Origin of the sequence: Sphaerisporangium sp. NBC_01403 (genome assembly GCF_045040145.1) — a bacterium.
In the GTDB taxonomy this organism is placed as follows: Bacteria; Actinomycetota; Actinomycetes; order Streptosporangiales; family Streptosporangiaceae; genus Sphaerisporangium; species Sphaerisporangium viridialbum.
In genome coordinates this window covers 8913035-8933182 of the sequence record NZ_CP109534.1, presented here as the reverse complement: position 1 = coordinate 8933182, position 20148 = coordinate 8913035, and the positions used below count along the sequence as shown (strand labels likewise).

The following is a 20148-nucleotide window of genomic DNA, read 5'->3' as shown; positions in this document are numbered from 1 at the left end:
CCTTGTTCTTCCCCCGAAACCGCCGAACCGACGAGGACGAGGACGACGAAGACGAAGACGAGGAGCGGTGGCCATCACCGCTCGCGATCACCCCAGGCGTCCCTCTCGCCACAGCCATGACATCACCGTGCCAGACAGCACTGACAATTTCCTCCGCTCTCCGCTCTCCGCTCTCCGCTCTCCGCTCTCCGCTCTCCGCTCTCCGCTCTCCGCTCTCCGCTCTCCGCTCTCCGCTCTCCGGACGGAAGACGGAGGGCACCGCCAGGGCATATCGCTCTATGTAACCAGCGGACACGGTCGGTGGTATGCGGATGCGGCTGGCGCGGTGCACCTCAGCGGACCTCAAAGCCTGGACCGGACTGTCCGGCGCCCAGTTCCTGACCCTTATCCGGCGGCTGTGGGACCGCCGCCCCGACAAGGGCATCGGGCACCCGTGGGCGCCGGCCTACCCCGACCGGGTCCTGCTCATCGTCTTGGCCTACCGCACCAACCTGACCTTCGCCCAACTCGGCTCCCTGTTCGGCATCTCCCACGCCGCCGCGCACCGCGTCGTCCACGACTTCGCGCCGCACCTGGCCGCCCTGCTCGGCCCGCCCCCGGCCGACAAGCGGGAACTGTGGGTCGTCGACGGCACCCTCATCCCCGTCCACGACCACACCAAGACCGCCAAGTCCAAGAACTACCGGCGCAGCGTCAACGTGCAGATCATCACCCGCGCCCGGGACCGCCGCGTCGTCGCGGTCGGCACGTCCTGGCCCGGCAACCGCAATGACATCGTCGTCTACCGCAACACCCTGGGACGAGATCCCGCCCTGACCGCGCACCCTCGCCTGTCGCAAGATGGCGCCTATCGCGGCGCGGCCGGGGTCCGCAACCCTGCCCGCGGGCCCGACGGCAAGATAATCAAGGACCGCACCTACCGGCGGTTCGGTAAACGCCGGGCAGTGGTCGAGCACACCCTGGCCCGGCTGAAAGACCATCAGATCCTGCGCCAATGCCGCCGCAAAGCAGACGCCATCAATCATGCCGTCGCGGGCGTCGCCGCGCTCCACAACCTGAAGCTGGAGGTGGCAGCCTGACGATCAACCAGATCGCCAGATCAGGGGAAACCGTCTCGATCAGCGAAACGTGATAGGTCCTAGGGTCCGGCGGCGGGCCGGGGACGGCTCGGCGGCGGGGCTCAGGATGACTCAGAGCCGGAGGCCGACCATCACGGGCTCGTTCACCAGGGTGACCCCGAACTTCGCCTCGACGCCTTCCTTGACCTCCCTGGCCAGCGCCAGCAGATCGGCCGCCGTCGCCGGGCCGCCGTCCGAGGCCGGGGAAGGCCCGGACGGCGCCGGACCGGCGCCGGCCGCGAGGCCCTCGGGGTCGCTCGGGAAACCGGTGACCCGGAGCCCGCCCGGGTTGGTCAGCGCCAGCGTGTGCTTGGTGGAGATGCGCGCCGGGCCGCGGCGGTATCCCTTGGGGAAGCCCGCGTGCTCGATGAGCCAGGCGGCGGGCACCTTGACCGCGCCTCCTGGCATGTCCCACCGGGGGAACCCCGGAGCCCTGCGCTCCAGCTCTGCCGTCTCCGGCCCGTCCAGTATCGGGTTGGTGAAGAACGAGCCGGCGCTGCACGTGTCGGGATCGGAGGCGTCGAGGACCATGCCCTTGCCCCGGCGCAGGTCGAGCACGGCCGTACGGGCCTCGTGCAGGGCGACCCTGCCGCCGATCTCCACGCCGAGCCTCGCCGCCAGCTCCTTGTACGCGACGGGCCCGGACTTCTCGGACCTCTCCAGCGCGTAAGTCACGGACAGCACGACATAACGGGCGAGATCCTCCTTGAAGGCGCTGTGCCGGTAGGCGAACCCGCACTGCCCGGCGTCGAGGCCGAGCACCTCGCCCGTCCGCCGGTCGTAGGCGCGGACGCCGACGACGGTCTGCGAGACGTCCTGCCCGTACGCGCCGACGTTCTGGATCGGGGTCGACCCGACCAGGCCGGGAACGCCCGACAGGCACTCGATCCCGGACCAGCCCTCGGCCACGGCGCGGGCCACCAGGGCGTCCCAGTCCTCCCCCGCCTGCGCGGTCACCACGACACGGCTTCCCTCGTCGCGCACGTCGACCCCGCGCGAGGAGACCCGGACCACCAGCCCGTCGAAGCCGTCGTCGGAGACCACCAGGTTGCTGCCGCCCCCGAGCACGAGCACCGGCTCGCCGGCCCGGTCGGCCTCCGCGACCAGCTCGACGAGCTCCTCGCCCGTACGGGCCTCCACGAAGGCGCGCGCCGCCCCGCCCACTCTCAACGTGGTGTACGGCGCGAGCCGCACACCTGCCACACGGTCAGCCATGCACCTTCCCCAGCACGTACGAAGCGGCGTGCGGGCACCGCGCGCCGGCACTCAGCCTAGACGAGCGGCCCCCGGCCCCGGCCCGCGTCCCACGCGGCGCTCAATGGTTGAGGTGGGGACGGCGTAGCTCCTGAGCGCGCTCCTGGGTCCGGCGGGGCACCTTCTCGCCGTGCTCCGGGCCCCCTTTGTGGTGGTCCTGGTGGCCGGGTGGGTCTCCCTGGGGCACGGACCGCTCCTGGTCATCGTCCCGCGCGGCGGCGCTGATCGCCTCGTCCAGCCTCGAAGCCGCCAGGCTGGAATCCCACAGCACCTGTGAGGCGATCATGTCCTCGGTCCCGGACTCCGTCTCGATGCCGTGATCCGCCGTAGGCGCGAGCTTCTGGTCATCGCGTTCGTCTGTGTGCTTCGGTGCTTCGTTCACGCTGCCCCCAGTACCCACCGGGGAGGGAAGCATTCAGGCCCGGCGGTCCATGGGTGGACCACCGGGCCCGGGAGCACGATGCGGGTGAGACCGGAGTCAGGCGAGGCGTACGGTCGCGCGGGCCTTGGAGAGCACCCGGGAGTCTCCCGACCTCGCCGTCAGCGCGACGACCACGCGGTTGTCGTCCAGCTTGGCCTCGACGACGCCGCTCACCGTGATCACGGCGCCCTCGTCGTTGTCGGGGACGACCACCATGGACGAGAACCGGACGCCGTAGTCGACCACCGCTCCGGGGTCGCCGGCCCAGTCGGTGACGAACCGCCCGGCCTCGGCCATCGTGAACATGCCGTGCGCGATCACGTCCGGCAGGCCGACGGCCTTGGCGTGCCGCTCGTTCCAGTGGATCGGGTTGAAGTCACCGGAGGCTCCGGCGTACATCACGAGGTTGACGCGGTGGACGGGGTAGTCGACGGCCGGGATCTGGTGGCCGACCTCGACCTCGTCGTACTTCACGGTCGCGGTCATGGGTTACGCCGCCCCTCCGCGCTCGATGATGGTGTTGTAGGTCCTGCAGACCGGCTCGCCCTGGACGGTCGAGACCTCGCTCGTCATCGTCAGGACCTCGTTGCGGCCGACGCTGCGGATCTCGGAGATGGTGGAGGTGCACAGCAGCTCGTCACCGGCGTAGATCGGGCGGTCGTACTCGAACCGCTGCTCGCCGTGGACGACCATGGCGAAGTCGAGGCCGAGCTCGGGGTCGGCGAGCGCCTCGCCGGCGCCCGAGAGGCTGAACACGATGGGGAAGGTCGGCGGAGCGACGACGTCGGGATGACCCGCTTCCCTCGCGGCCTCGGGGTCGCGGTAGATCGGGTTGTGGTCGCCGATCGCGGCCGCGAACTCCCTGATCTTGACGCGGCACACCTCGTAGGAGGTGGACGCCGGATAGGTCCGTCCGACGAAATCACGGTTCAAAGCCATCGTGCCGGTGCCCTTTCGGAACGCAGAGCTGCGGAGCCCCGACGGTAACAGAACAAGGTTCGGCCGTCGCGGATGGATCGAGGATCCGGTCCGCGCGGCTCGCGCCCTCCGCCGGTAGGGAGAACGCTAGCCCGCCCCGCCGCGGTATCGGCGCAGGCCGGTCGCCATCGCGCCCAGGCGGGCCTGTTTCCGAACGCGGCAAACCGGCGCTCTCTAGGGAGAACGCCGGTCGCGCGAAAATGCCGAAGTGCTGCTGAGGGTGCCCCGGTGCCCGGGGATCACCATGCCCTGGCGCGGCTAGCGCGTCTCGCGGTGTGCACGGTGGCACTTGCAGTTGGGGCAGTACTTCTTCAGCTCAAGCCTGTCCGGGTCGTTGCGCCGGTTCTTCCGCGTGATGTAGTTGCGGTGCTTGCACTCCTGGCAGGCCAGCGTGATCTTCGGCCTAACGTCGGTGGCAGCCACGTGGGAGTGCCTTTCTACGTTTGGGACACATGGACAACCCGAACCTGGTCTCCCTTTGCAGGGGGACCCGGCAGGGTAGTAGCGGAGGCCGGACTTGAACCGGCGACACAGCGATTATGAGCCGCTTGCTCTGCCTGACTGAGCTACTCCGCCTCAGGCCGGCGAACTCGACCGGCCTCGAAAGGATACCTGACCTGTAAGACGATCGCGCACGCGCATTGGCGTGCCCGATCTGGGCTAGGTGCTCCAAGTATGCCTGATCGCTGGGCCCCTACACTTCCCCTTATTTACAGGCGGACTAGTGAGCACGGTCGGATACCCACAAGCGAAAAGCCCCACCCCGGAATCCGGGAGAGGGCATTTGCGCTGTCGAGCCCCTTTACGGAATCGAACCGTAGACCTTCTCCTTACCATGGAGACGCTCTGCCGACTGAGCTAAAGGGGCCGGTCTCGCTCGCGTTTCGCGTTACCGCGCCGCGCTGCGGACAGGTGTAACCATACACGGACCCCGCGGCCGATGCGAATCAGAACGCCCACCCGGAGCTCTCCCGGACGCCACCCCAACGAGCACCGGATCCCCGCCCCCAGCGTGCCTGTGCGAGCGCGGCCGACCGGGCGCCGCCGCCCCCACACCTTCAGCGGCGTCGAGGTTCGTCCACGAGGGCGAGGGCGCCTCTCCGTGCGAGGTCGAGGCATGCCAGACGCCGCCCGGACACCGATCCTCCGGGCGGCGGCGTACGCCACGAGACAGGCACCGGATCACACGTCACCTTGCCCGGAAGGCACGGCCTGAGACGCCAGAGTGATCTCAGTTCCTCCTCCCACGCCTCACGATCTTCGCCTCGGTGCGGTCCTTGAGTGCTCCATCTACCAATGAGTTCGCCGACTCCACATCTCCTTCCTCACGCCTCCTACGCGCACTCGACGTCTTTCGATCCGCCATTTCGTCAAGCATCTTCGCCTCGCGTTCAGCCAGGCGAACATCTTGCTCCACCAGGTTCTCTGCCGCTTTCATCGCTTTGTCGCTGGCTCTGGGAGTCCCGCCACCGGGAGAGAACCAGCCCTTCCGGCCCATCCGCAGAGTGTGGCCGCCGCGTGGGCCGGCCTGCTCCATGAACCTGCCGCCACTGACCGGGACGTCGATGCGGCCTCCGGCTCCGACGGCATTCGGCATCGGGCCACGGGGACCCTTCATGTTGCGGAGAAGCCCCTGAAGGGGCCCAAGGATCTTTTCTCTGATGGCGCGTGCCAGCACCTTGCCGGTGCCTTCACGCAGCTCGTGGACGATCAAGTTCGACTTGTGGCGACCCAGAAGCAGCTGCACGGACGCCCTGGCGGGCCCGGTGGGACCACCTATCAGCAACTCCCTGCCGGCCCTGTAGGTGGCGTACAGGGCCTCGGCCCCCAGGGCCAGTTCGGTGATCTTGGCCACCCCGGAGAGGCCGTCGAGCGCTGCCGGGATTCGGTTGGCCACAGCGCCGGCCTGACTGAGGTGCCCTCCGCTGTTGCCGGTCCGCTGCCAGTCGTCGGCCATGGCGGCGCCGGACTCACCGCGGTAGAGCTGCTGGGCCTGCCGCATCGTGCCTTCGGCATCGCCGGCGGCTCGGTCGGCGCCGGCGGCCACGGTCCGCAGTTGGGAGGCCTGTTCGTCCATCCCGTCGGTGTTGGGGAGGATGGCAGGGTCCAGGCCGATGACCTGCATCGCCAGGGCGGCCTGCGGCGGCAGCGTCACATCGATCCCAGGTCGTGCAGTCTGTGGGCTTCACGCTGAACGGCGGTGTCCGCCTCGCCGAGGCATGTTGACGCGACGCGCAGACGCTCACCGGTCTGGTCCATCGTCAGGCCGAGATCGCTGAGCAGTTCGTGCAGGTGGCGACCGCTCTCGCTGAAGGCGGCGGCGCACTCGGCGATCAGCCCGGTCTCGCCCCAGGTGCTCTCGGCCGCCCGTCGCGCCCAGCACGACGCCGAGCGCAGGACCCGGGAACTGATACGAGAGTCCATGGACGGCCTCGACCCCGCCGAGGCACAGACCCGGCTCGATCTCCTGATGCGCCCCCCGCGCTGACCCGGATCAGCGCGGTGTGGCACTAGCGGTGCGCTTCCTGCCGCCTGCGGCGGGGACGGCCGCCGAAGGGGAAAGCGATCACCTCGCACAGATCGGCGAGGTCCACGAAACGGCGCAGCTCGTCCACGGAGAAGCAGTCGGCGACGAGCTCACCGTGCCGCCGGAGCCGGAGGACCTGGTGATCGCCGCGCGTCGCGGCCGTGATCTCGTAGCCGTCCGGACCCACCCAGCGCGTCTCCATAGCGGCACAGAGTATGCCCAACCAACATCCGTTTCTCGAAATACCAACGATCGCTATGGCACCAGCGGCCTCACCTGTGCCCTCGCGACCACGTACTTGCGCACCACGGGCACGCGGCCGGCGACTTGCCTACCACCCGGATCCGCGGGCCTTGCTAAGTCGGTTCCAAGAAAGCTCTAAGTGCTCCCGAGCACGCTGGCGGTCGACAGGAACACGACTCAGGCAAGGAAGAGCATCATGCCGCACAGCACCGACACTCCCGACACTCTGGGATTCCGCATCACCCATCGCGCCATGCGAGGCGACACCCGCCGCCTGGCCGCCGTGACCGGCGAGATCGCCGCGGGGCGGCAGTCGTGCGACCGGGCCAGGGCCACCGCGATCTCCGCGTTCATCGCCAAGCTGTGCGACGGCATCCACCACCACCACTCGATGGAGGACAAGGTCCTCTGGCCGGTGCTCGAACGCTCCGCCGGCGCCGCCGTCGACCTCTCCGACCTGTCCGACGACCACTCGGAGCTCGATCCGCTGCTGGACGAGCTGCGCTCCTCCGCCGCCGCGTTCGTGAGCGACCGTACGGCGGCCGGGCGGCTCGCCACCCTGTTCGGAACCCTCGCCGACCTCCTCGACGAGCACATCGAGGAGGAGGAGCGGACCATCTTCCCGATCATCGAGAAGTACGTCTCGGTGCCCGACTGGCTCACCGTCGAGACCGCGGTGCGCAAGGGCGGGGACGCCGCCTTCGACCTGCCGCGCATTGCCCAGTACGCCAGGCCGGAGGAGCTCGCGCGGCTCCGGAAGATCGCGGGTCCGGTGCTGTCGATCATGCTGGCGCTGACCCGGGGGCCGCACCGCCGCCGCCAGCGCCTGATCTTCGGCCCTCTCGCCACAGTGTGATCCAGGAGAGCGGGGTCACACCAGCCGGTCCGTACGCGCCGAGGCCCGCCGCGCGCGTGCGGCCCAGTGCGGTGAGCCCACCCGCTCCGCGACCCGCACCGCCCGCGCGTAGTGCCCGGCCGACTCCCCGGTACGGCCCAGGAGCGCGGCGAGGTCGCCCAGCATGTGGGCGACCGGCCCGAGCGTCACCGAGCCGCAGTGCAGCCCGCCCAGCTCCCCCGCCCACGGCAGCAGCGCCTCGTAGCACTCCTTCGCGACCGCCGCGTCGCCGAGGGCGACGGCGTTCTCCGCGCGCAGGCTCATCCGGAACAGCCAGTAGTAGTCCTCCGGCACGTCCCAGTGGGGCAGCCAGACCTCGCGGGCCTCGCCCAGCCGGTTCCCCGCGACCAGAGCCCTGGTCAGGAGCTCGGACACCTCCTCGGGCAGGTACGCGTGCAGCTCCCGCAGCTCGGCGACGGAGTCCCCGGCGTCGCCCCTGGCGAGCCGGATGACGAACCGCCCGGCGACGCCGAGGATCAGCGCGTTGGCTCCCCCGGACTCGTACATCCGGCGCGTGACGGCGTCGTACAGCCGCTCCGCCTCGTCGAACTCGCCCCGCACCAGCAGGGCGATCGCGTCGAAGAACGACAGGACGGCCAGCGCGAGCCCGAGCTGGCCGCTGGTGGAGTACTCCACGGCGCGGTCGGCGTGGTGCCGCGCGGTCGCAAGGTCGCCCTGGCCGAGTGCCACCATGAACAGGGCGTGGTGGCCCTGCATCTGGTAGCCGAGCAGCCCGTGGCGGGCGCCCGTGTCCAGCAGCTCGCGGCCCAGCTCCTCCAGCTCCGCGCGGCGTCCCGGGTGCAGCACCATGAAGTAGCGGGCGTTGAGCGCCAGGCACAGCAGCTCGGGGTCACCGGTCCGCCGGGCGATCTCGACCGCCTCGGCCGACGCCGCCTCGGTACGGGCGGCGTCGTGTCCCTCCAGCTCGAAGGTGAGGGCCGCCAGCAGCCGGCACCGCGCCTTCTCGCCGGCCCGCGAGATGGCCTCCTCGATCACGGCGACCATCTCATGGTCGGCGCGGCGGTCGAGCTGGATGGTCCACGGCACCGGCGCGTCGTACGCCGTGAGGGCGCGCGCGACCGCCTCGGGGTCGGTCCCCCGGCGGGCCACCGCCAGGGCCTCCGCCCTGCTCTCCAGCGCCCCCACCACGTTCCCCGCGTGCGCCCGCGCGGAGATGAGCCGGCAGAGCAGGTCCAGGCGCAGGGCGTCGTCGTCCAGCGGCAGGTCGAGCGCCCCCTGAAGGAGCCGCGCCGCCTCCGCGTGGGCGTGCAGGCCGGCCGCCCGCCCGGCCGCCGCGGCGGCGTACCGCGCCGCCCCGTGGGCCGTGCGGCTGGTCGCGGCGGCCAGCGCGTGGTGCCCGAGCCCGGCGACGTCGTCCGGGCGTACCTGCTCAAGGGCGTCGAGCACGCGCCCGTGCAGGCGGGCACGGCGGATTCTCGGGGTGTCCTCGTACAGCGTCTCGCGGACCAGGACGTGCGTGAAGCGCACCTGCCCGGGACACGGCTCGGCCAGCAGGCCGGTGAGCACCCCCGCCTCCAGGCCCGCCAGCACGGTCTCCTCGCCGTCGCCGTGCATGGCGATCAGTACGTCGACGTCGACATCCCTGCCGATGACGGCCGCGTCGCGCAACGTGGTCTGCGCGGTGGCCGGCAGCCTCGCGATCCGGCGGCGGATCAGGTCGCGTACGCCGGGCGGCAGGGCGTGGGCGGCGGCCGGACCGTCGGTGGCCAGCAGCCGGGCCGTCTCGCAGACGAAGAGCGGGTTGCCCCCGGTCCGCTCGGTGACGGTGCGCGCGGTGGCGGCGTCGACCCGGAGGCCGGAACGATCAGAAAGCAGGCGCGCGACCTCGTCCTCGGTGAGTCCCGGCAGGTCGAGATGCGCGGCGGTGCGGGCGGCCAGGGCCGCGCGGGTGGCGGCGAGGTCGGCCTCGGCCTCCGCGGGCCGGTAGGTCGCGACGACCAGCACCGGCGTCGAGGGCACCGCGAGGTACCTGAGCAGGTGCAGCGTCTCGCCGTCGGCCCGGTGCGCGTCCTCGATGACCACGAGCGTGGGAGCCACCGCCGCGACGCCCGCGAGGTACTCGCCGAGGGCCCGTGCCAGCAGGAACTGCCCGGTGGACGCCCCGTCGTCGGTCAGGAGCGGCGCCAGCCGTGCGGCGAGGCCGCCGGCGGGAGGGTGCTCGGCGGTGAGCCGGCGCAGGACCTCGCTCCACGCCCACGCGGGAGGCGCGCCGCCGCCCGTCTCCGGGCAGCGGCCGAACGCCACCAGGCCGCCCTTCCGCTCCACGCGCGCCGCCAGGGCCTCGACCAGGGTGCTCTTGCCCGCCCCCGCGTCACCGGCCACCCAGACCATCTGGAAGCCCGCCGGTCGTCCGGCGATCTCCTCCAGCCTGGCCAGCTCACCCGCGCGCCCGATCATGGCGGTGGCCTGTGCGCGGGGCTCGGATATGAGCGCGGCGGGCCGCGCCGGAGGCGTCGGAATGACCGGCTGGAGCTCCAGGGAGGCGGCCTGGGCCAGGACGTCGGCTTCGAGCGCGCGCAGCGCAGGGCCGGGGTCGACCCCCAGCTCGGCCGCGAGGGTCTCCCTGGCCCTGCGGAGCGCGGCCAGGGCCTCCCCCTGCCTGCCCGAACGGTAGTAGGCGAGGGCGAGCAGCCGGACGGCGTTCTCCCGCAGCGGGTGCGCCCGTACATGGCCTTCGAGGTCGGGAACGGTCTCCGCCTGGCGCCCCAGCCCGAGCTGCGCCTCGGCGCGGTACTCGACGGCGACCAGGTGGAGCTCCTCCAGCCGCCCCACCTCGGGCGCGGCCCACTCCTCGTCGGCGAACTCGCCGTAGGGCCGTCCCTTCCACAGGCCGAGCGCCTCGTCGATCAGCGTGGCCGCCTCACCGTACGCGCCGGCGGCGAGGCGGGTGGAGCCGGCGTCGAGAAGGCGGGAGAACCGCCAGGCGTCCACGTCGTCGGCACCGAGGTCGAGGCGGTAGCCGGGCGCGGCGCTGACCAGCACGGACGGCGGGGTCCTCGGACGCCGCCCGGGTTCGAGCACGCGGCGCAGGTTGGAGACGTAGACCTGCAGGGCGCCGAGCGCCTTGGGAGGCGGCTGCCCCTGCCACAGGTCCTCGATGAACCGGTCGGTGGACACGACGCGGCCGCCCTCGCAGACGAGCCGTGCGACCACCGCGCGCTGCCTCGCCGTGCCGAGGTAGACCGCGCGGCTGTCGACGCTCGCGTGTAGGGGGCCGAGCACCCGGATCCGCACCATGACCCAAGAATTATGTCCTGAAATAAACCGCAAAAGGGGAGGTCCGGGAATCGATTGACGAGTCAAGTATCTTCTGGTTTCCTGGATGCTTGAATGTTCAACCAAGGAGCCCGCGATGAGCGACGTCACGTCCAGCGGCGGCACGGCCCGGATGCCGGCCCTCTACCTCAGCCACGGCGCCCCACCGCTGGTCGACGACACGCTGTGGACGGCGCAGCTCTCGGCATGGTCGCGCGACCTGCCCCGGCCCACCGCCATCCTGATCGTCTCGGCGCACTGGGAGTCCGCCCCGCTGATGCTCGGCGCCACCGACGACGGCGTCCCGCTGGTCTACGACTTCGGCGGCTTCCCCGCGCGCTACTACTCGGTGCGCTACGGCGCGCCGGGCGCGCCCGAGCTCGCCGCCAAGGTGGCCGCGCTCATGCCGGCCGGCGAGACCGTGAGCCGCCGGCCGAACCGCGGTCTCGACCACGGCGCCTACGTGCCGCTGACGGTGATGTACCCCGAGGCCGACATCCCGGTCCTGCAGATGTCGCTGCCCACCCTGGACCCCGACCGGCTGCTCCGGCTCGGCAGCAGGCTGCGCCCGCTGCGCGACGAGGGGGTGCTCATCATCGGCTCGGGGTTCACCACCCACGGGCTGCCGTTCCTGCGCGACTTCAGCCCAGAGGCCGTCGCCCCGTGCTGGTCACAGGAGTTCGACGCGTGGGCCGCCGAGACGCTGGCCCGCGGCGCGGTCGACGAGCTGGCGGACTTCCGCCACCGCGCGCCCGGCATGCCGTACGCGCACCCGACCGCCGAGCACTTCGCGCCGCTGTTCGTCACGCTCGGCGCCGCCACCGACCCCGAGGCGCCCCCGCGGCAGACCATCGACGGCTACTGGATGGGCCTCGCCAAGCGATCGTTCCAGGTCGCCTGACGAGCGAGGGCCGGGGTCGTCCGAGGGGACCCGAGGTCAGCCAGGGATCACGTCCGGCCGGCGCTATTCCAGGTTGTCGGCCAGGGCGTTGAACCGGGCGAGCATCTGGCCCAGCAGCCGCACGTCATCCTGCGGCCAGGTGCCGAGCAGGGCGTAGAAGCGCTGTTGCCGCGCCGAGCGCGCGCGGTCGAGCCGCTCGCGCCCCTCTTCTGTGAGATCGAGCAGGTGGGCGCGGCCGTCCAGCGGGTCGGGCTGGCGCCCGATGAGCCGCAGCTCCTCCAGCACCTTCAGCTGGCGGCTGATCGTCGCCTTGCCGACGCCGAAGTAGGCGGCCAGCTCGCTGGAGCGCGCCGGGGCGACGTCCCCGATGCGCACGAGGATCCCGTACGCCCCCGGCTCCAGCTCTGGGTGCACCGCGCGCCCCATCTCGGCGGACAGCGCGCGGGAACGCCGGAAGAGGACGCCGAGCTGGTGCTCGAGCGCGCAGTACGCTTCGTACTCCTCGGCTGGCACCGCCTCCTGGACGGCTGCCGCCGCTCGTGTCTCGGGCATCGTGCCTCCTCCTCCCTTCAGTGTCGGAGTCGCTCGAACGACAAGGGTTCGCGCCCCTCGGCGTAGCCTCAACGATCAGGCCTGAGCCGAGGGTTCCCCCTGCACCGCCTGGATGTCCAGCTCCACCTTCAGAGTCGCGCCGATGAGCGAGATCCCCGCCTGGACGATCTGGTTGTAGTTCATCGCGAAGTCCTCCCGGCGCAGCTCGGTGACCGCGCGGAACGCCGCGCGCAGTCCGCCCCACGGGTCGGGGCTCGTGCCGAGGTAGGCCAGGTCCAGGTCCACCTCGCGGGTGATCCCGCTCAGCGTCAGGACGCCGTGCAGCGTCCACCGATCAGGGCCCGCGGGCGACAGCCCGGTGCTGCGGAACGAGATCACCGGATGCGGCCCGACGTCGAGGAAGTCCGCCGAGCGCAGGTGGTCGTCGCGCGTCTTGTTGCCGGTGTCGATCGACGTCGCGTCGATCTCGGCGACGACGGCGGACGCCTCGGCGGTCGTGCCGATGTCGATCCGCCCGGCGAACTCCGAGAACCGTCCCTGGACGCTGGACAGCCCCAGGTGCTGCGCGGTCGCCGCGACCTTCGAGTGCGCCGGGTCGATGGTCCACACGCCGGGCGGCGGCAGCTCGACACCACCCTGCCGCGCGAGCACCAGCACGCCCAGCTCGGCGCTGCCGGAGGCCGTCGCGATCGCCGTGGACGCGATGGGGGCGTACCCCACCGCGGTGACCACGACGGTGTAGACGCCGGGGCTGAGCGGCTCGGTCAGGACCGTGCCTTCGGCGTCCGCGTCCATCCGTACGACCTGGTGGCCGGACATGTCGGTCACCGTGACCACGGCGTGCGGCACCGCCCAGCCGTCCTTGGTGCGGACAACGGCGTGCAGGCCGTACCTTCCCGCGAGCGTGCTGCTCATTCGGGGTGCCCCAGCCACAGGTCGTACGCGTCGTCGCCCTGGCCCGCCAGGTTGAGCGCGCTCGCCACGGGCGGGTAGCCGGTGGCGATGACGGTGTACTGGCCGCCCGTCAGGTCGGCGAAGGCGTACTCCCCGTCCGCCCCCGTGGTGGCGGAGCCGACGACGTTGCCCGCGGCGTCGAGCAGCGTGACGCGGGCGTCGGCCACCGGCCCGCCGTCCTTGACGCGGACCGTACCCCTGACGCGGACGCCGGGCAGCAGCTCGACGTCCTGCCTGGTCTGGCCGGTGCCGACCTCCACGGGCACCGCGGCGGGACGGTGACCCGCGGCGCTGACGGCGAGGGTGTAGCTGCCCGCGACGACGCCCGCGAAGCCGAAGACGCCATCCGAGGCGGTCACGCCCGTGGTGATGACCTCCCCGCGCACGTCCGTCACGATGACCATCGCCTGGACGACCGGCTTGCCGTCCGGGTCGCGGACGGTGCCGACGAGCTTGCCCGAGCCGGCGAGCACGAGGTCGAAGTCCAGCGGCTGGTCGCCGACCGCCAGGGTCGCCACCTGCGGGTCGTGGTCGCTGGCGGAGGCGATGAGTACGTACGTGCCGCTGCCCGGCGTCCACAGGCTGTACCCGCCGTCCGCCTGCGTGACCGCGCGGCCGAGCTGGTGGCCTCGTACGTCGATCAGGGTGAGGGTGGCGTGGGGCACCGGCGTGCCGTCGGCGCCCTTGATGAACCCGCGGATCCCGCTGCCGCCCTCGGGATGGGGCGCGCCCGCGGACGCGTACACCGTCTGCTGGACCGGCGCCTCGCCGGAGAGCTGGGCCGGCGCCTGCGCCGAGGCGCGGGTGGCGGCGAACCCGTTGAACGCGGCCGGGGCCTCGGCGCCCACGGACACCAGCTCCTGGGTGTCCCGCTGCTGGGCGTGACGGCCGGGGCCCGTGCCGTTGCGCACCGGCTGGTTCTCGTCCACGCCTGAGCACATCTGCTCGGCGCTGGCCGTGCGCAGCGGGATCTCCTTGATGAACAGGATGGCGATCAGGGCCAGCAGAGCGCTCGGCGCCGCGTACAGGAACACGTCACCGACGCCGTGGCCGTACGCGCCCGTGACGACCTCGCGGACGGGGCCGGGCAGGTCCGCCAGGCGGGGAATCGAGCCGTTGCTCAGGTCGCTGTGCACGCCGATCTTGGACAGGCCCTCCTCCAGGTACTGGATGACCCGGTGGCCCAGCACGGCGCCGAGCGCGCCGACGCCGATGGCGCCGCCGAGCGTGCGGAAGAACGCGACGACCGAGCTGGCCGCTCCGAGCTCCTCCGGCCTGACCTGGTTCTGGACGGACAGGACGAGGTTCTGCATGGTCAGGCCCACGCCGACGCCCATGGCGAACATGTAGATCGCCAGGAGCCAGTAGGCGGTGTCGAACCGCATCGAGCCCATGAGCCCGAATCCGGCGGTGAGGAGCACGCCGCCGATGACGAGGAAGATCTTCCAGCGTCCGGTGCGGGTGATGATCTGACCGGCGACGGTCGACGAGATCGCCAGGCCGAGGATCATCGGCAGGGTCATGACACCCGCCATGGTGGGCGTCTCGCCCCGGGCGAGCTGGAAGTACTGGCTCAGGAACGTCGTCGCGCCGAACATGGCGACACCGACCAGCATGCTGGCGACCACCGCGAGGCTGATCGCGCTGTTGCGGAACAGGTGCAGCGGGACGATCGGCTCGCCGGCCCTCGACTCGACGAACAGGAAGATCAGCGCCAGTACCAGCGCGCCGCCCACCATGGCGGCGGTCTGCCACGACAGCCAGTCGTACTTGTGGCCCGCGAACGAGACCCACACCAGCAGCAGGGAGACCGCGGCGCTGATGAGCACCGCGCCGGCCCAGTCGATGTTGACCTTGCGCTTGTACACGGGGACGTGGAGCGTCTTCTGCAGGACGATCAGGGCGATGACGGCGAACGGCACGCCCACGTAGAAGCACCAGCGCCAGCCGAGCCAGGAGGTGTCCACGATGACGCCGCCGATGAGCGGCCCGCCGATGGTCGCGAGGGCGAAGATCGCGCCGAGGTAGCCGGAGTAACGGCCGCGCTCGCGGGGCGAGATGATCGCCGCCATGATGACCTGGGCCAGCGCGGTCAGGCCGCCGGCTCCGAGACCCTGGATCACCCGGGCCCCGATGAGCATGCCCGGGTTCTGCGACACGCCCGCGATGGCCGAGCCGATGACGAAGATGATGAGACCGAGCTGCACCAGGACCTTCTTGCTCACCAGGTCGGCGAGCTTGCCCCAGATGGGCGTGGAGATCGTGGTGGCCAGCAGGGTCGAGGTGATCACCCAGGTGTAGGTGTTCTCATCGGCGTGCAGGTCGGCGATGATCGTGGGCAGGGCGTTCGACACGACGGTCGACGACAGGATCGCCACGAACATGCCGAGGAGCAGTCCCGACAGCGCTTCCAGGATCTCCCGATGCGACATCGGAGCGGCCGGTTCGGGTGCGGCCTCCTGCACCCCGGCCGGTACTGCGGTTGCCATCAATGTCCTTTCACTGTCTGCGCCGTGCGGGAAGCGTGGATGGTGTGGGCCCGGCGGGCGTCGAAGCTCGTACGGAGCCGGGCCAGAAGGCCGGCGAGCTCGGCGATCTCCTCGTCGGTCCAGTCGCCGAGGGTGTCGGCGAGAAGGTGGCGGACATGGTCGAGCAGTTCCTCGGTGACCTGCCGCCCGTCCGGGGCGAGCCGGACGTACCAGGAGCGCCCGTCGCGGGGGTTGGGGATGCGCTCGACCCAGCCGCGTTCCTGGAGGTCGGCCACGTGCCGGCTGATCACCGACTGGTCGACCTCGAACATCTCCGCCAGCTCGCCCATACGGACCTCGCCACAACGGCTGAGCGCCACGAGCAGGGCGAGCCCGGCGCGGGAGCCGGCGAACGGCAGATCCCTCTTGACCGCCTTCATCACCGCACCCATGTCACTCAGCCGGACAAGCAGCTCACCGCAGCTGTCCTCCGATGCCATGACCGCCTCCATCTAGTTGCCTTAGGCAAATATATATCATTGCCCTAGGCAACCTTCAGGGGGGTATGTCCAGATTTTTTGGGGCCAACGCCAGTGAGGCGTCGCTCCCAGCGGGAGCGACGCCTCGCTGGCGTACTGCCCCGCCGCCGCCCTCGCTCCCGCTTCCCCGCGCTCTCCCCACCCGCCACCAGCGTCGCGCTCGCAGGTCGCCCCCCGTGACCAGCGCCATGCGAGAGATCTGCCAATCGGACAGCAATAGTTAGGAAACTTTACACCTTTTACATAGGTCCGAACGAAGGTTAGTTACTTGCTGGAGTAGACGCATTTGACGGAAAGGAGGCTTTCCGTGCTATCTGGCGCCGCGGCTCTCGCGGGGCCATCCGGCACCGCGGCTCTCACGGGACCGTCCGGCCTATGGGCTGGAGCCAACGGACGCCCGCCGCGATCTCTCGGCTGTTCCTCGAGAAAACCCCCCACTCGGAGGACCACGTGGCAAGCAACAACCGCCTTCCCCTGACAGCGCTCGCCGTCGCCGCCCTGACCTGTGTAACGGTCACACTGGGCACTCTCCCCGCATCCGCCGCCCCGGCCGACCCCGCCCCCGCGACGGAGGCCGCCGCCAACCCCGTCACCCACCCCGAAAGGGACTGGATGGGTTCGCAGGTGGCCAAGCACGAACCCGCCACCGGCAACGTGACCATCACCCCACTTGTCGCCCAGACTCGCGGCCTTGACGTCAGCAGCTGGCAGGGCAACGTCAACTGGGCATCCGTCGCCGCGAACGGCGCAAGGTTCGCCTACGTCAAGGCGACGGAGTCCACCAACTACACCAACCCGTACTTCAGCCAGCAGTACACGGGCTCGTACAACGCGGGCCTCATCCGCGGCGCGTACCACTTCGCCACCCCGAACACCTCCTCCGGCGCGGCCCAGGCCGACTACTTCGTCAACCACGGCGGCGGCTGGTCCAAGGACGGCAAGACGCTCCCCGGCCTGCTGGACATGGAGTGGAACCCGTACGGCGCGGCTTGCTACGGGCTGTCGGCCTCCGCCATGGTCAACTGGATCACCGCGTTCAGCAACCAGTACCACGCCAGGACCAGCCGCTGGCCGGTCATCTACACGGCGACAAGCTGGTGGAGCCAGTGCACCGGCAACCTCCGCTCCTTCGCCGCCAACAACCCGTTGATGATCGCCAACTACAACGGCTCACCCGGGCCGATGCCGTACAACTGGGGCTACCAGACCATCTGGCAGTACGCCGACAGCGGCACCTTCCCCGGCGACCAGGACTACTTCAACGGCGACTTCTCCCGCGTCCAGGCCCTCGCCAACGGCTGATCCCCTGATCGACCCATGAGTCCAAGAGGCCCCTGACCGCGCTTCGCCGGCACAGGGGCCTTCTTGGGTCCAGCCTTTCGGTGCATGCAGGAGAGCGTCATCGCAGGCCACCAGGGTGCCCGTCAGAGTCGGCGGCAAGATCCGCCAAGCGCGCCTTGACACGTAGGCAACAATCAACCTTTCCCAGCTTGTCAAGAATTGTCACTCTCCATCTATCTCGCCGCCCCCTCCGCGACCAGGACACCCACTCCGGCCGGAGCCCCGAGAAAGAAGGAGAAGGCTCGTGACCCGAGTCCGCATGGCCACCCTCGCCACAGTGGCCGCACTCGCCCTGACGACCGGTACCGCCCAAGCCGCCCCGACCGCCACGTCCCTCTCCTCCGCGGGGCCCACCGCGACGACGGAACCCGCCGCCGGAACAGAGAAGTCCAGCAAGGTCTTCGCCATCACCGACCGCCTCGCCGGCCAGGTCGCCAGCGCCTTGGCCGACCGGACCGTCCGAGACCGCATCGCCTCGGCGACCACGTCCGGGGCCGCGGACCTACTCAAGCTGGAGCGCGAAACCAGCCTCGGCCCGGCCGCGCGCGCCGCCAACCTGTCCGTGCTCGCGGCGAAGGGCTTACCCGCGAACGGCGGATCAGTACTTCAGGTGCGGCTCGCGGACCCCGGCATGCGCGCGGCTCTGGCGCGCGGCGAGGTGCCGCTGGTCGCGGCGGTGCCCACCGATGACGCGCCCACCGCGGTGACCGCGTACGACCCGCTCGGCGGGAAGGTCCTCCTGGACCCGGTCAGAGCACCCCAGCGACCCGTTCTCGTGATCGACGTGGACGTGGCGAAGTCGCTGACCATGGGCCTGCAGCTGATGCGGGACGCCCTGGCCGCGCGCGGCATCGTGGCCGCCAGACCGGCCGCGGCGGCCTCGGCCGGCGGGTACTGGGCGACCAAGGTCAACGCGATCCAGCTCAGCGACGACCAGGAGCCCTGGATCAAGGGCGCCGCCGAGATCTACAGCATCGTCGGCGGGTTCGGGCTCGACGGCAAACCCACCGTCAACATCGTCCAGATGCCCTACCTCGACTATGACGGCACGACCTATTACCCGAACCAACTGCTCGTGCACTTCTCGGCGTACAAGTACAACCTGGCCGACGTCGTGATGATGGAAGACGACGGCGACACCAACTACCAGCAGCTCGCCCAGGCCATCGCCGCCGCCCTGCTCACGATCGCGGACGGCGGCGCCTACATCCCGCTGGTCAGCGCGATCCTCTCCGCGATCCCGACCTCGTGGTGGACCGACGACCCGGACTACGTCGACTCCTGGTACACGCTGTCCACCACCAGCAGCGGCCGCCTCCACGGCGCCGCCGCCCACGGCTGGATGGACGTGTCCCCCTACTGGGTCTCCCAACTCTGACCCCCAGGCTCCACCTCGGTACCGGACGCATGCGGTGACCAGATCACGTCTCTCCCGGCACTCCCGGGAGAGACGCATGCGCTCAGATTCTCACCTGGCCGCCTGCACCTGCGCGTTCCGCGAACGTTCACGACCCCAACACGCCATGGCCGCAAGGGGGTATCGGCCAGCGATCTAGCGTCGCTGAGGTCCGATAGACCTAATGAAGCGGAGCCCCCGATGTACCTTCGTCATGTCCTGGTGAGCCTGGCCGTTGTGCCCGCGCTCGCCGTGCCAGTAGCCGCCCACGCGTCAACGGCGAATGGTCCCGGTGTGCTGCCCCAGAAGACCCACTTCGACCTGCAGGCCCACCGCGGCGGCATCGGCATGACGACCGAGGAGTCGCTGGAGGGGTTCGGTAAGGCACTGCGCCTCGGGGTCAGCACCCTGGAGCTGGACACCCACGTCACCAAGGATGAGAAGGTAGTCGTCAACCACGACCGGCAGATCAGCGCGCAGAAGTGCCGCGACACCGCACCGGTCGCGCCCGGTGACCCGATGTACCCGTACGTCGGGAAGTACATCAAGGACCTGACCCTGGCGCAGATCAAGACCATGGACTGCGGCTACCAGCAGTTGCCCGGTTTCCCCGAGCAGGAGCAGATCAAGGGCTTCCGGATGGTCGAGCTCAAGGACGTCCTGAACCTCGTCAAGAGCTACCACGCCAACCAGGTCAAGCTCAACATCGAGACCAAGGTCGAGGCCGGCGCGCCCGAGCAGACGGCGCCGCGCGAGCTGTTCGTCCGCCGGGTCTTCGAGGAGATCCACGCCTCGGGGATCGAGGACCAGGTCACCATCCAGTCCTTCGACTGGGGCGCATTGAAGGAAATGCACCGGCTTGCGCCGAGGTGGCCGCTGGTGGCGCTGACGAACTACGACTTCCTCCAGGTCGGCAAGCCCGGCGCCTCCCCGTGGCTCGGCGGGCTCGACGCCGACGACTTCGGCGGCGACTTCGTGAAGGCCGCCGCCGCCATCCCCGGTGTCACGGCGCTGTCTCCGGTGTACGGCTTCCCGCAGAACGGGAAGATCAGCGACCCGGGCTTCCGCTTCTACGTCGATCAGACGATGGTGTCGGAGGCGCACGCGCGTGGCCTGAAGGTCATCCCGTGGACCTGCGACGACCTCCCCACCATCGAGGCCCTCATGGACATGGGCATCGACGGCATCATCACTGACTACCCGAACCGCGTCCGGCAGATCATGGCCGACCGCGGCATGCGACTGCCGAAGGCCTACGCACCGCGCTGACCCAACCTCGTCGGCG

General features: G+C 70.5%; 19 protein-coding genes and 2 tRNA genes. 6 read left to right on the top strand and 15 right to left on the bottom strand.

The features are described 5' to 3' along the window. The first annotated feature begins 305 nt into the window (after positions 1 to 305). The gene (locus tag OG589_RS40300) at positions 306 to 1079 is read left to right on the top strand and encodes a transposase (RefSeq protein WP_405143917.1); all 774 of its coding nucleotides are present in this window, start codon (positions 306 to 308) and stop codon (positions 1077 to 1079) included. 111 nt (positions 1080 to 1190) lie between these two features. Here the strand turns inward: OG589_RS40300 and OG589_RS40295 are convergent, their stop codons facing one another. The 10 genes from OG589_RS40295 to OG589_RS40250 form a co-directional block, all read right to left on the bottom strand. Then, positions 1191 to 2333, bottom strand: coding sequence for a UDP-N-acetylmuramate dehydrogenase (locus tag OG589_RS40295; RefSeq protein ID WP_405143916.1), 1143 nt, complete (start codon positions 2331 to 2333; stop codon positions 1191 to 1193). Positions 2334 to 2433: 100 nt separating this feature from the next. After that, entirely contained in the window at positions 2434 to 2754 is a 321-nt protein-coding gene (locus OG589_RS40290) for a hypothetical protein (RefSeq protein ID WP_405143915.1), read from the bottom strand. Positions 2755 to 2850: 96 nt separating this feature from the next. Further along, the gene (locus OG589_RS40285) at positions 2851 to 3279 is read right to left on the bottom strand and encodes a MaoC family dehydratase (protein WP_405143914.1); all 429 of its coding nucleotides are present in this window, start codon (positions 3277 to 3279) and stop codon (positions 2851 to 2853) included. Between the two features lie 3 nt (positions 3280 to 3282). Next, positions 3283 to 3732 carry a MaoC family dehydratase N-terminal domain-containing protein gene (locus tag OG589_RS40280; RefSeq protein ID WP_405143912.1) on the bottom strand — a complete coding sequence of 150 codons (450 nt, stop codon included), beginning with the start codon at positions 3730 to 3732 and terminating at the stop codon, positions 3283 to 3285. A 297-nt stretch (positions 3733 to 4029) separates the two neighbouring features. Next, positions 4030 to 4194: a 50S ribosomal protein L33 gene (gene rpmG / locus OG589_RS40275; protein ID WP_184608557.1), complete on the bottom strand. Its 165-nt coding sequence runs from the start codon at positions 4192 to 4194 to the stop codon at positions 4030 to 4032. 79 nt (positions 4195 to 4273) lie between these two features. Further along, positions 4274 to 4347: transfer RNA gene (locus OG589_RS40270), tRNA-Met, on the bottom strand. A 219-nt stretch (positions 4348 to 4566) separates the two neighbouring features. Further along, positions 4567 to 4639, bottom strand: a tRNA-Thr gene (locus OG589_RS40265). Between the two features lie 363 nt (positions 4640 to 5002). After that, positions 5003 to 5926, bottom strand: coding sequence for a hypothetical protein (locus OG589_RS40260; protein ID WP_405143909.1), 924 nt, complete (start codon positions 5924 to 5926; stop codon positions 5003 to 5005). Then, on the bottom strand, positions 5923 to 6195 hold the full coding sequence (locus OG589_RS40255; protein WP_405143908.1) for a hypothetical protein: 273 nt from the start codon (positions 6193 to 6195) through the stop codon (positions 5923 to 5925). Before OG589_RS40255 ends, OG589_RS40260 begins: the two co-directional genes overlap by 4 nt. A gap of 86 nt (positions 6196 to 6281) precedes the next feature. After that, on the bottom strand, positions 6282 to 6500 hold the full coding sequence (locus tag OG589_RS40250; protein WP_405143906.1) for a transposase: 219 nt from the start codon (positions 6498 to 6500) through the stop codon (positions 6282 to 6284). A gap of 237 nt (positions 6501 to 6737) precedes the next feature. On the opposite strand from OG589_RS40250, the gene OG589_RS40245 reads away from it, so the two are divergent. Then, on the top strand, positions 6738 to 7397 hold the full coding sequence (locus OG589_RS40245; protein ID WP_405143905.1) for a hemerythrin domain-containing protein: 660 nt from the start codon (positions 6738 to 6740) through the stop codon (positions 7395 to 7397). A gap of 15 nt (positions 7398 to 7412) precedes the next feature. Here the strand turns inward: OG589_RS40245 and OG589_RS40240 are convergent, their stop codons facing one another. Beyond that, positions 7413 to 10694, bottom strand: a complete 3282-nt coding sequence (locus tag OG589_RS40240; RefSeq protein WP_405143904.1) for a BTAD domain-containing putative transcriptional regulator — start codon at positions 10692 to 10694, stop codon at positions 7413 to 7415. A 115-nt stretch (positions 10695 to 10809) separates the two neighbouring features. On the opposite strand from OG589_RS40240, the gene OG589_RS40235 reads away from it, so the two are divergent. Beyond that, a complete protein-coding gene (locus tag OG589_RS40235; protein ID WP_405143903.1) occupies positions 10810 to 11613 on the top strand; it encodes a dioxygenase in 804 nt (267 codons plus the stop codon). 63 nt (positions 11614 to 11676) lie between these two features. Here OG589_RS40235 and OG589_RS40230 read toward each other — a convergent pair whose 3' ends face one another. From OG589_RS40230 to OG589_RS40215, 4 genes are all read right to left on the bottom strand, one after another. Next, complete coding sequence (locus tag OG589_RS40230; RefSeq protein ID WP_405143902.1) at positions 11677 to 12165, bottom strand: MarR family winged helix-turn-helix transcriptional regulator; 489 nt, start codon at positions 12163 to 12165, stop codon at positions 11677 to 11679. 75 nt (positions 12166 to 12240) lie between these two features. Then, the gene (locus tag OG589_RS40225; protein ID WP_405143900.1) at positions 12241 to 13080 is read right to left on the bottom strand and encodes a YceI family protein; all 840 of its coding nucleotides are present in this window, start codon (positions 13078 to 13080) and stop codon (positions 12241 to 12243) included. Further along, positions 13077 to 15608: an MFS transporter gene (locus OG589_RS40220; RefSeq protein WP_405143899.1), complete on the bottom strand. Its 2532-nt coding sequence runs from the start codon at positions 15606 to 15608 to the stop codon at positions 13077 to 13079. Before OG589_RS40220 ends, OG589_RS40225 begins: the two co-directional genes overlap by 4 nt. Then, positions 15608 to 16087 (bottom strand): MarR family winged helix-turn-helix transcriptional regulator, encoded by a 480-nt coding sequence (locus OG589_RS40215; RefSeq protein ID WP_405143897.1) that lies wholly within the window; start codon positions 16085 to 16087, stop codon positions 15608 to 15610. Before OG589_RS40215 ends, OG589_RS40220 begins: the two co-directional genes overlap by 1 nt. 489 nt (positions 16088 to 16576) lie before the next feature. Between OG589_RS40215 and OG589_RS40210 the strand changes: the two genes are divergently transcribed. The 3 genes from OG589_RS40210 to OG589_RS40200 all read left to right on the top strand — a co-directional run bounded on the left by OG589_RS40210 (position 16577) and on the right by OG589_RS40200 (position 20132). Further along, a complete protein-coding gene (locus tag OG589_RS40210; RefSeq protein WP_405143895.1) occupies positions 16577 to 17428 on the top strand; it encodes a lysozyme in 852 nt (283 codons plus the stop codon). Positions 17429 to 17711: 283 nt separating this feature from the next. After that, complete coding sequence (locus OG589_RS40205) at positions 17712 to 18845, top strand: DUF3103 family protein (protein WP_405143894.1); 1134 nt, start codon at positions 17712 to 17714, stop codon at positions 18843 to 18845. 219 nt (positions 18846 to 19064) lie between these two features. Beyond that, on the top strand, positions 19065 to 20132 hold the full coding sequence (locus tag OG589_RS40200) for a glycerophosphodiester phosphodiesterase family protein (RefSeq protein ID WP_405143893.1): 1068 nt from the start codon (positions 19065 to 19067) through the stop codon (positions 20130 to 20132). Positions 20133 to 20148 lie beyond the last annotated feature (16 nt).

What these genes read in the sequence shown, in the direction of transcription:
- OG589_RS40235 (WP_405143903.1), top strand. Translation starts at nt 10,810, where the DNA reads ATGAGCGACGTCACGTCCAGCGGCGGCACGGCCCGGATGCCGGCCCTC.
- OG589_RS40230 (WP_405143902.1), bottom strand. Translation starts at nt 12,165, where the DNA reads ATGCCCGAGACACGAGCGGCGGCAGCCGTCCAGGAGGCGGTGCCAGCC.
- OG589_RS40220 (WP_405143899.1), bottom strand. Translation starts at nt 15,608, where the DNA reads ATGGCAACCGCAGTACCGGCCGGGGTGCAGGAGGCCGCACCCGAACCG.
- OG589_RS40280 (WP_405143912.1), bottom strand. Translation starts at nt 3,732, where the DNA reads ATGGCTTTGAACCGTGATTTCGTCGGACGGACCTATCCGGCGTCCACC.
- OG589_RS40250 (WP_405143906.1), bottom strand. Translation starts at nt 6,500, where the DNA reads ATGGAGACGCGCTGGGTGGGTCCGGACGGCTACGAGATCACGGCCGCG.
- OG589_RS40245 (WP_405143905.1), top strand. Translation starts at nt 6,738, where the DNA reads ATGCCGCACAGCACCGACACTCCCGACACTCTGGGATTCCGCATCACC.
- OG589_RS40200 (WP_405143893.1), top strand. Translation starts at nt 19,065, where the DNA reads ATGTACCTTCGTCATGTCCTGGTGAGCCTGGCCGTTGTGCCCGCGCTC.
- OG589_RS40300 (WP_405143917.1), top strand. Translation starts at nt 306, where the DNA reads ATGCGGATGCGGCTGGCGCGGTGCACCTCAGCGGACCTCAAAGCCTGG.
- OG589_RS40225 (WP_405143900.1), bottom strand. Translation starts at nt 13,080, where the DNA reads ATGAGCAGCACGCTCGCGGGAAGGTACGGCCTGCACGCCGTTGTCCGC.
- OG589_RS40285 (WP_405143914.1), bottom strand. Translation starts at nt 3,279, where the DNA reads ATGACCGCGACCGTGAAGTACGACGAGGTCGAGGTCGGCCACCAGATC.
- OG589_RS40240 (WP_405143904.1), bottom strand. Translation starts at nt 10,694, where the DNA reads ATGGTGCGGATCCGGGTGCTCGGCCCCCTACACGCGAGCGTCGACAGC.
- OG589_RS40295 (WP_405143916.1), bottom strand. Translation starts at nt 2,333, where the DNA reads ATGGCTGACCGTGTGGCAGGTGTGCGGCTCGCGCCGTACACCACGTTG.
- OG589_RS40215 (WP_405143897.1), bottom strand. Translation starts at nt 16,087, where the DNA reads ATGGCATCGGAGGACAGCTGCGGTGAGCTGCTTGTCCGGCTGAGTGAC.
- OG589_RS40255 (WP_405143908.1), bottom strand. Translation starts at nt 6,195, where the DNA reads ATGGACTCTCGTATCAGTTCCCGGGTCCTGCGCTCGGCGTCGTGCTGG.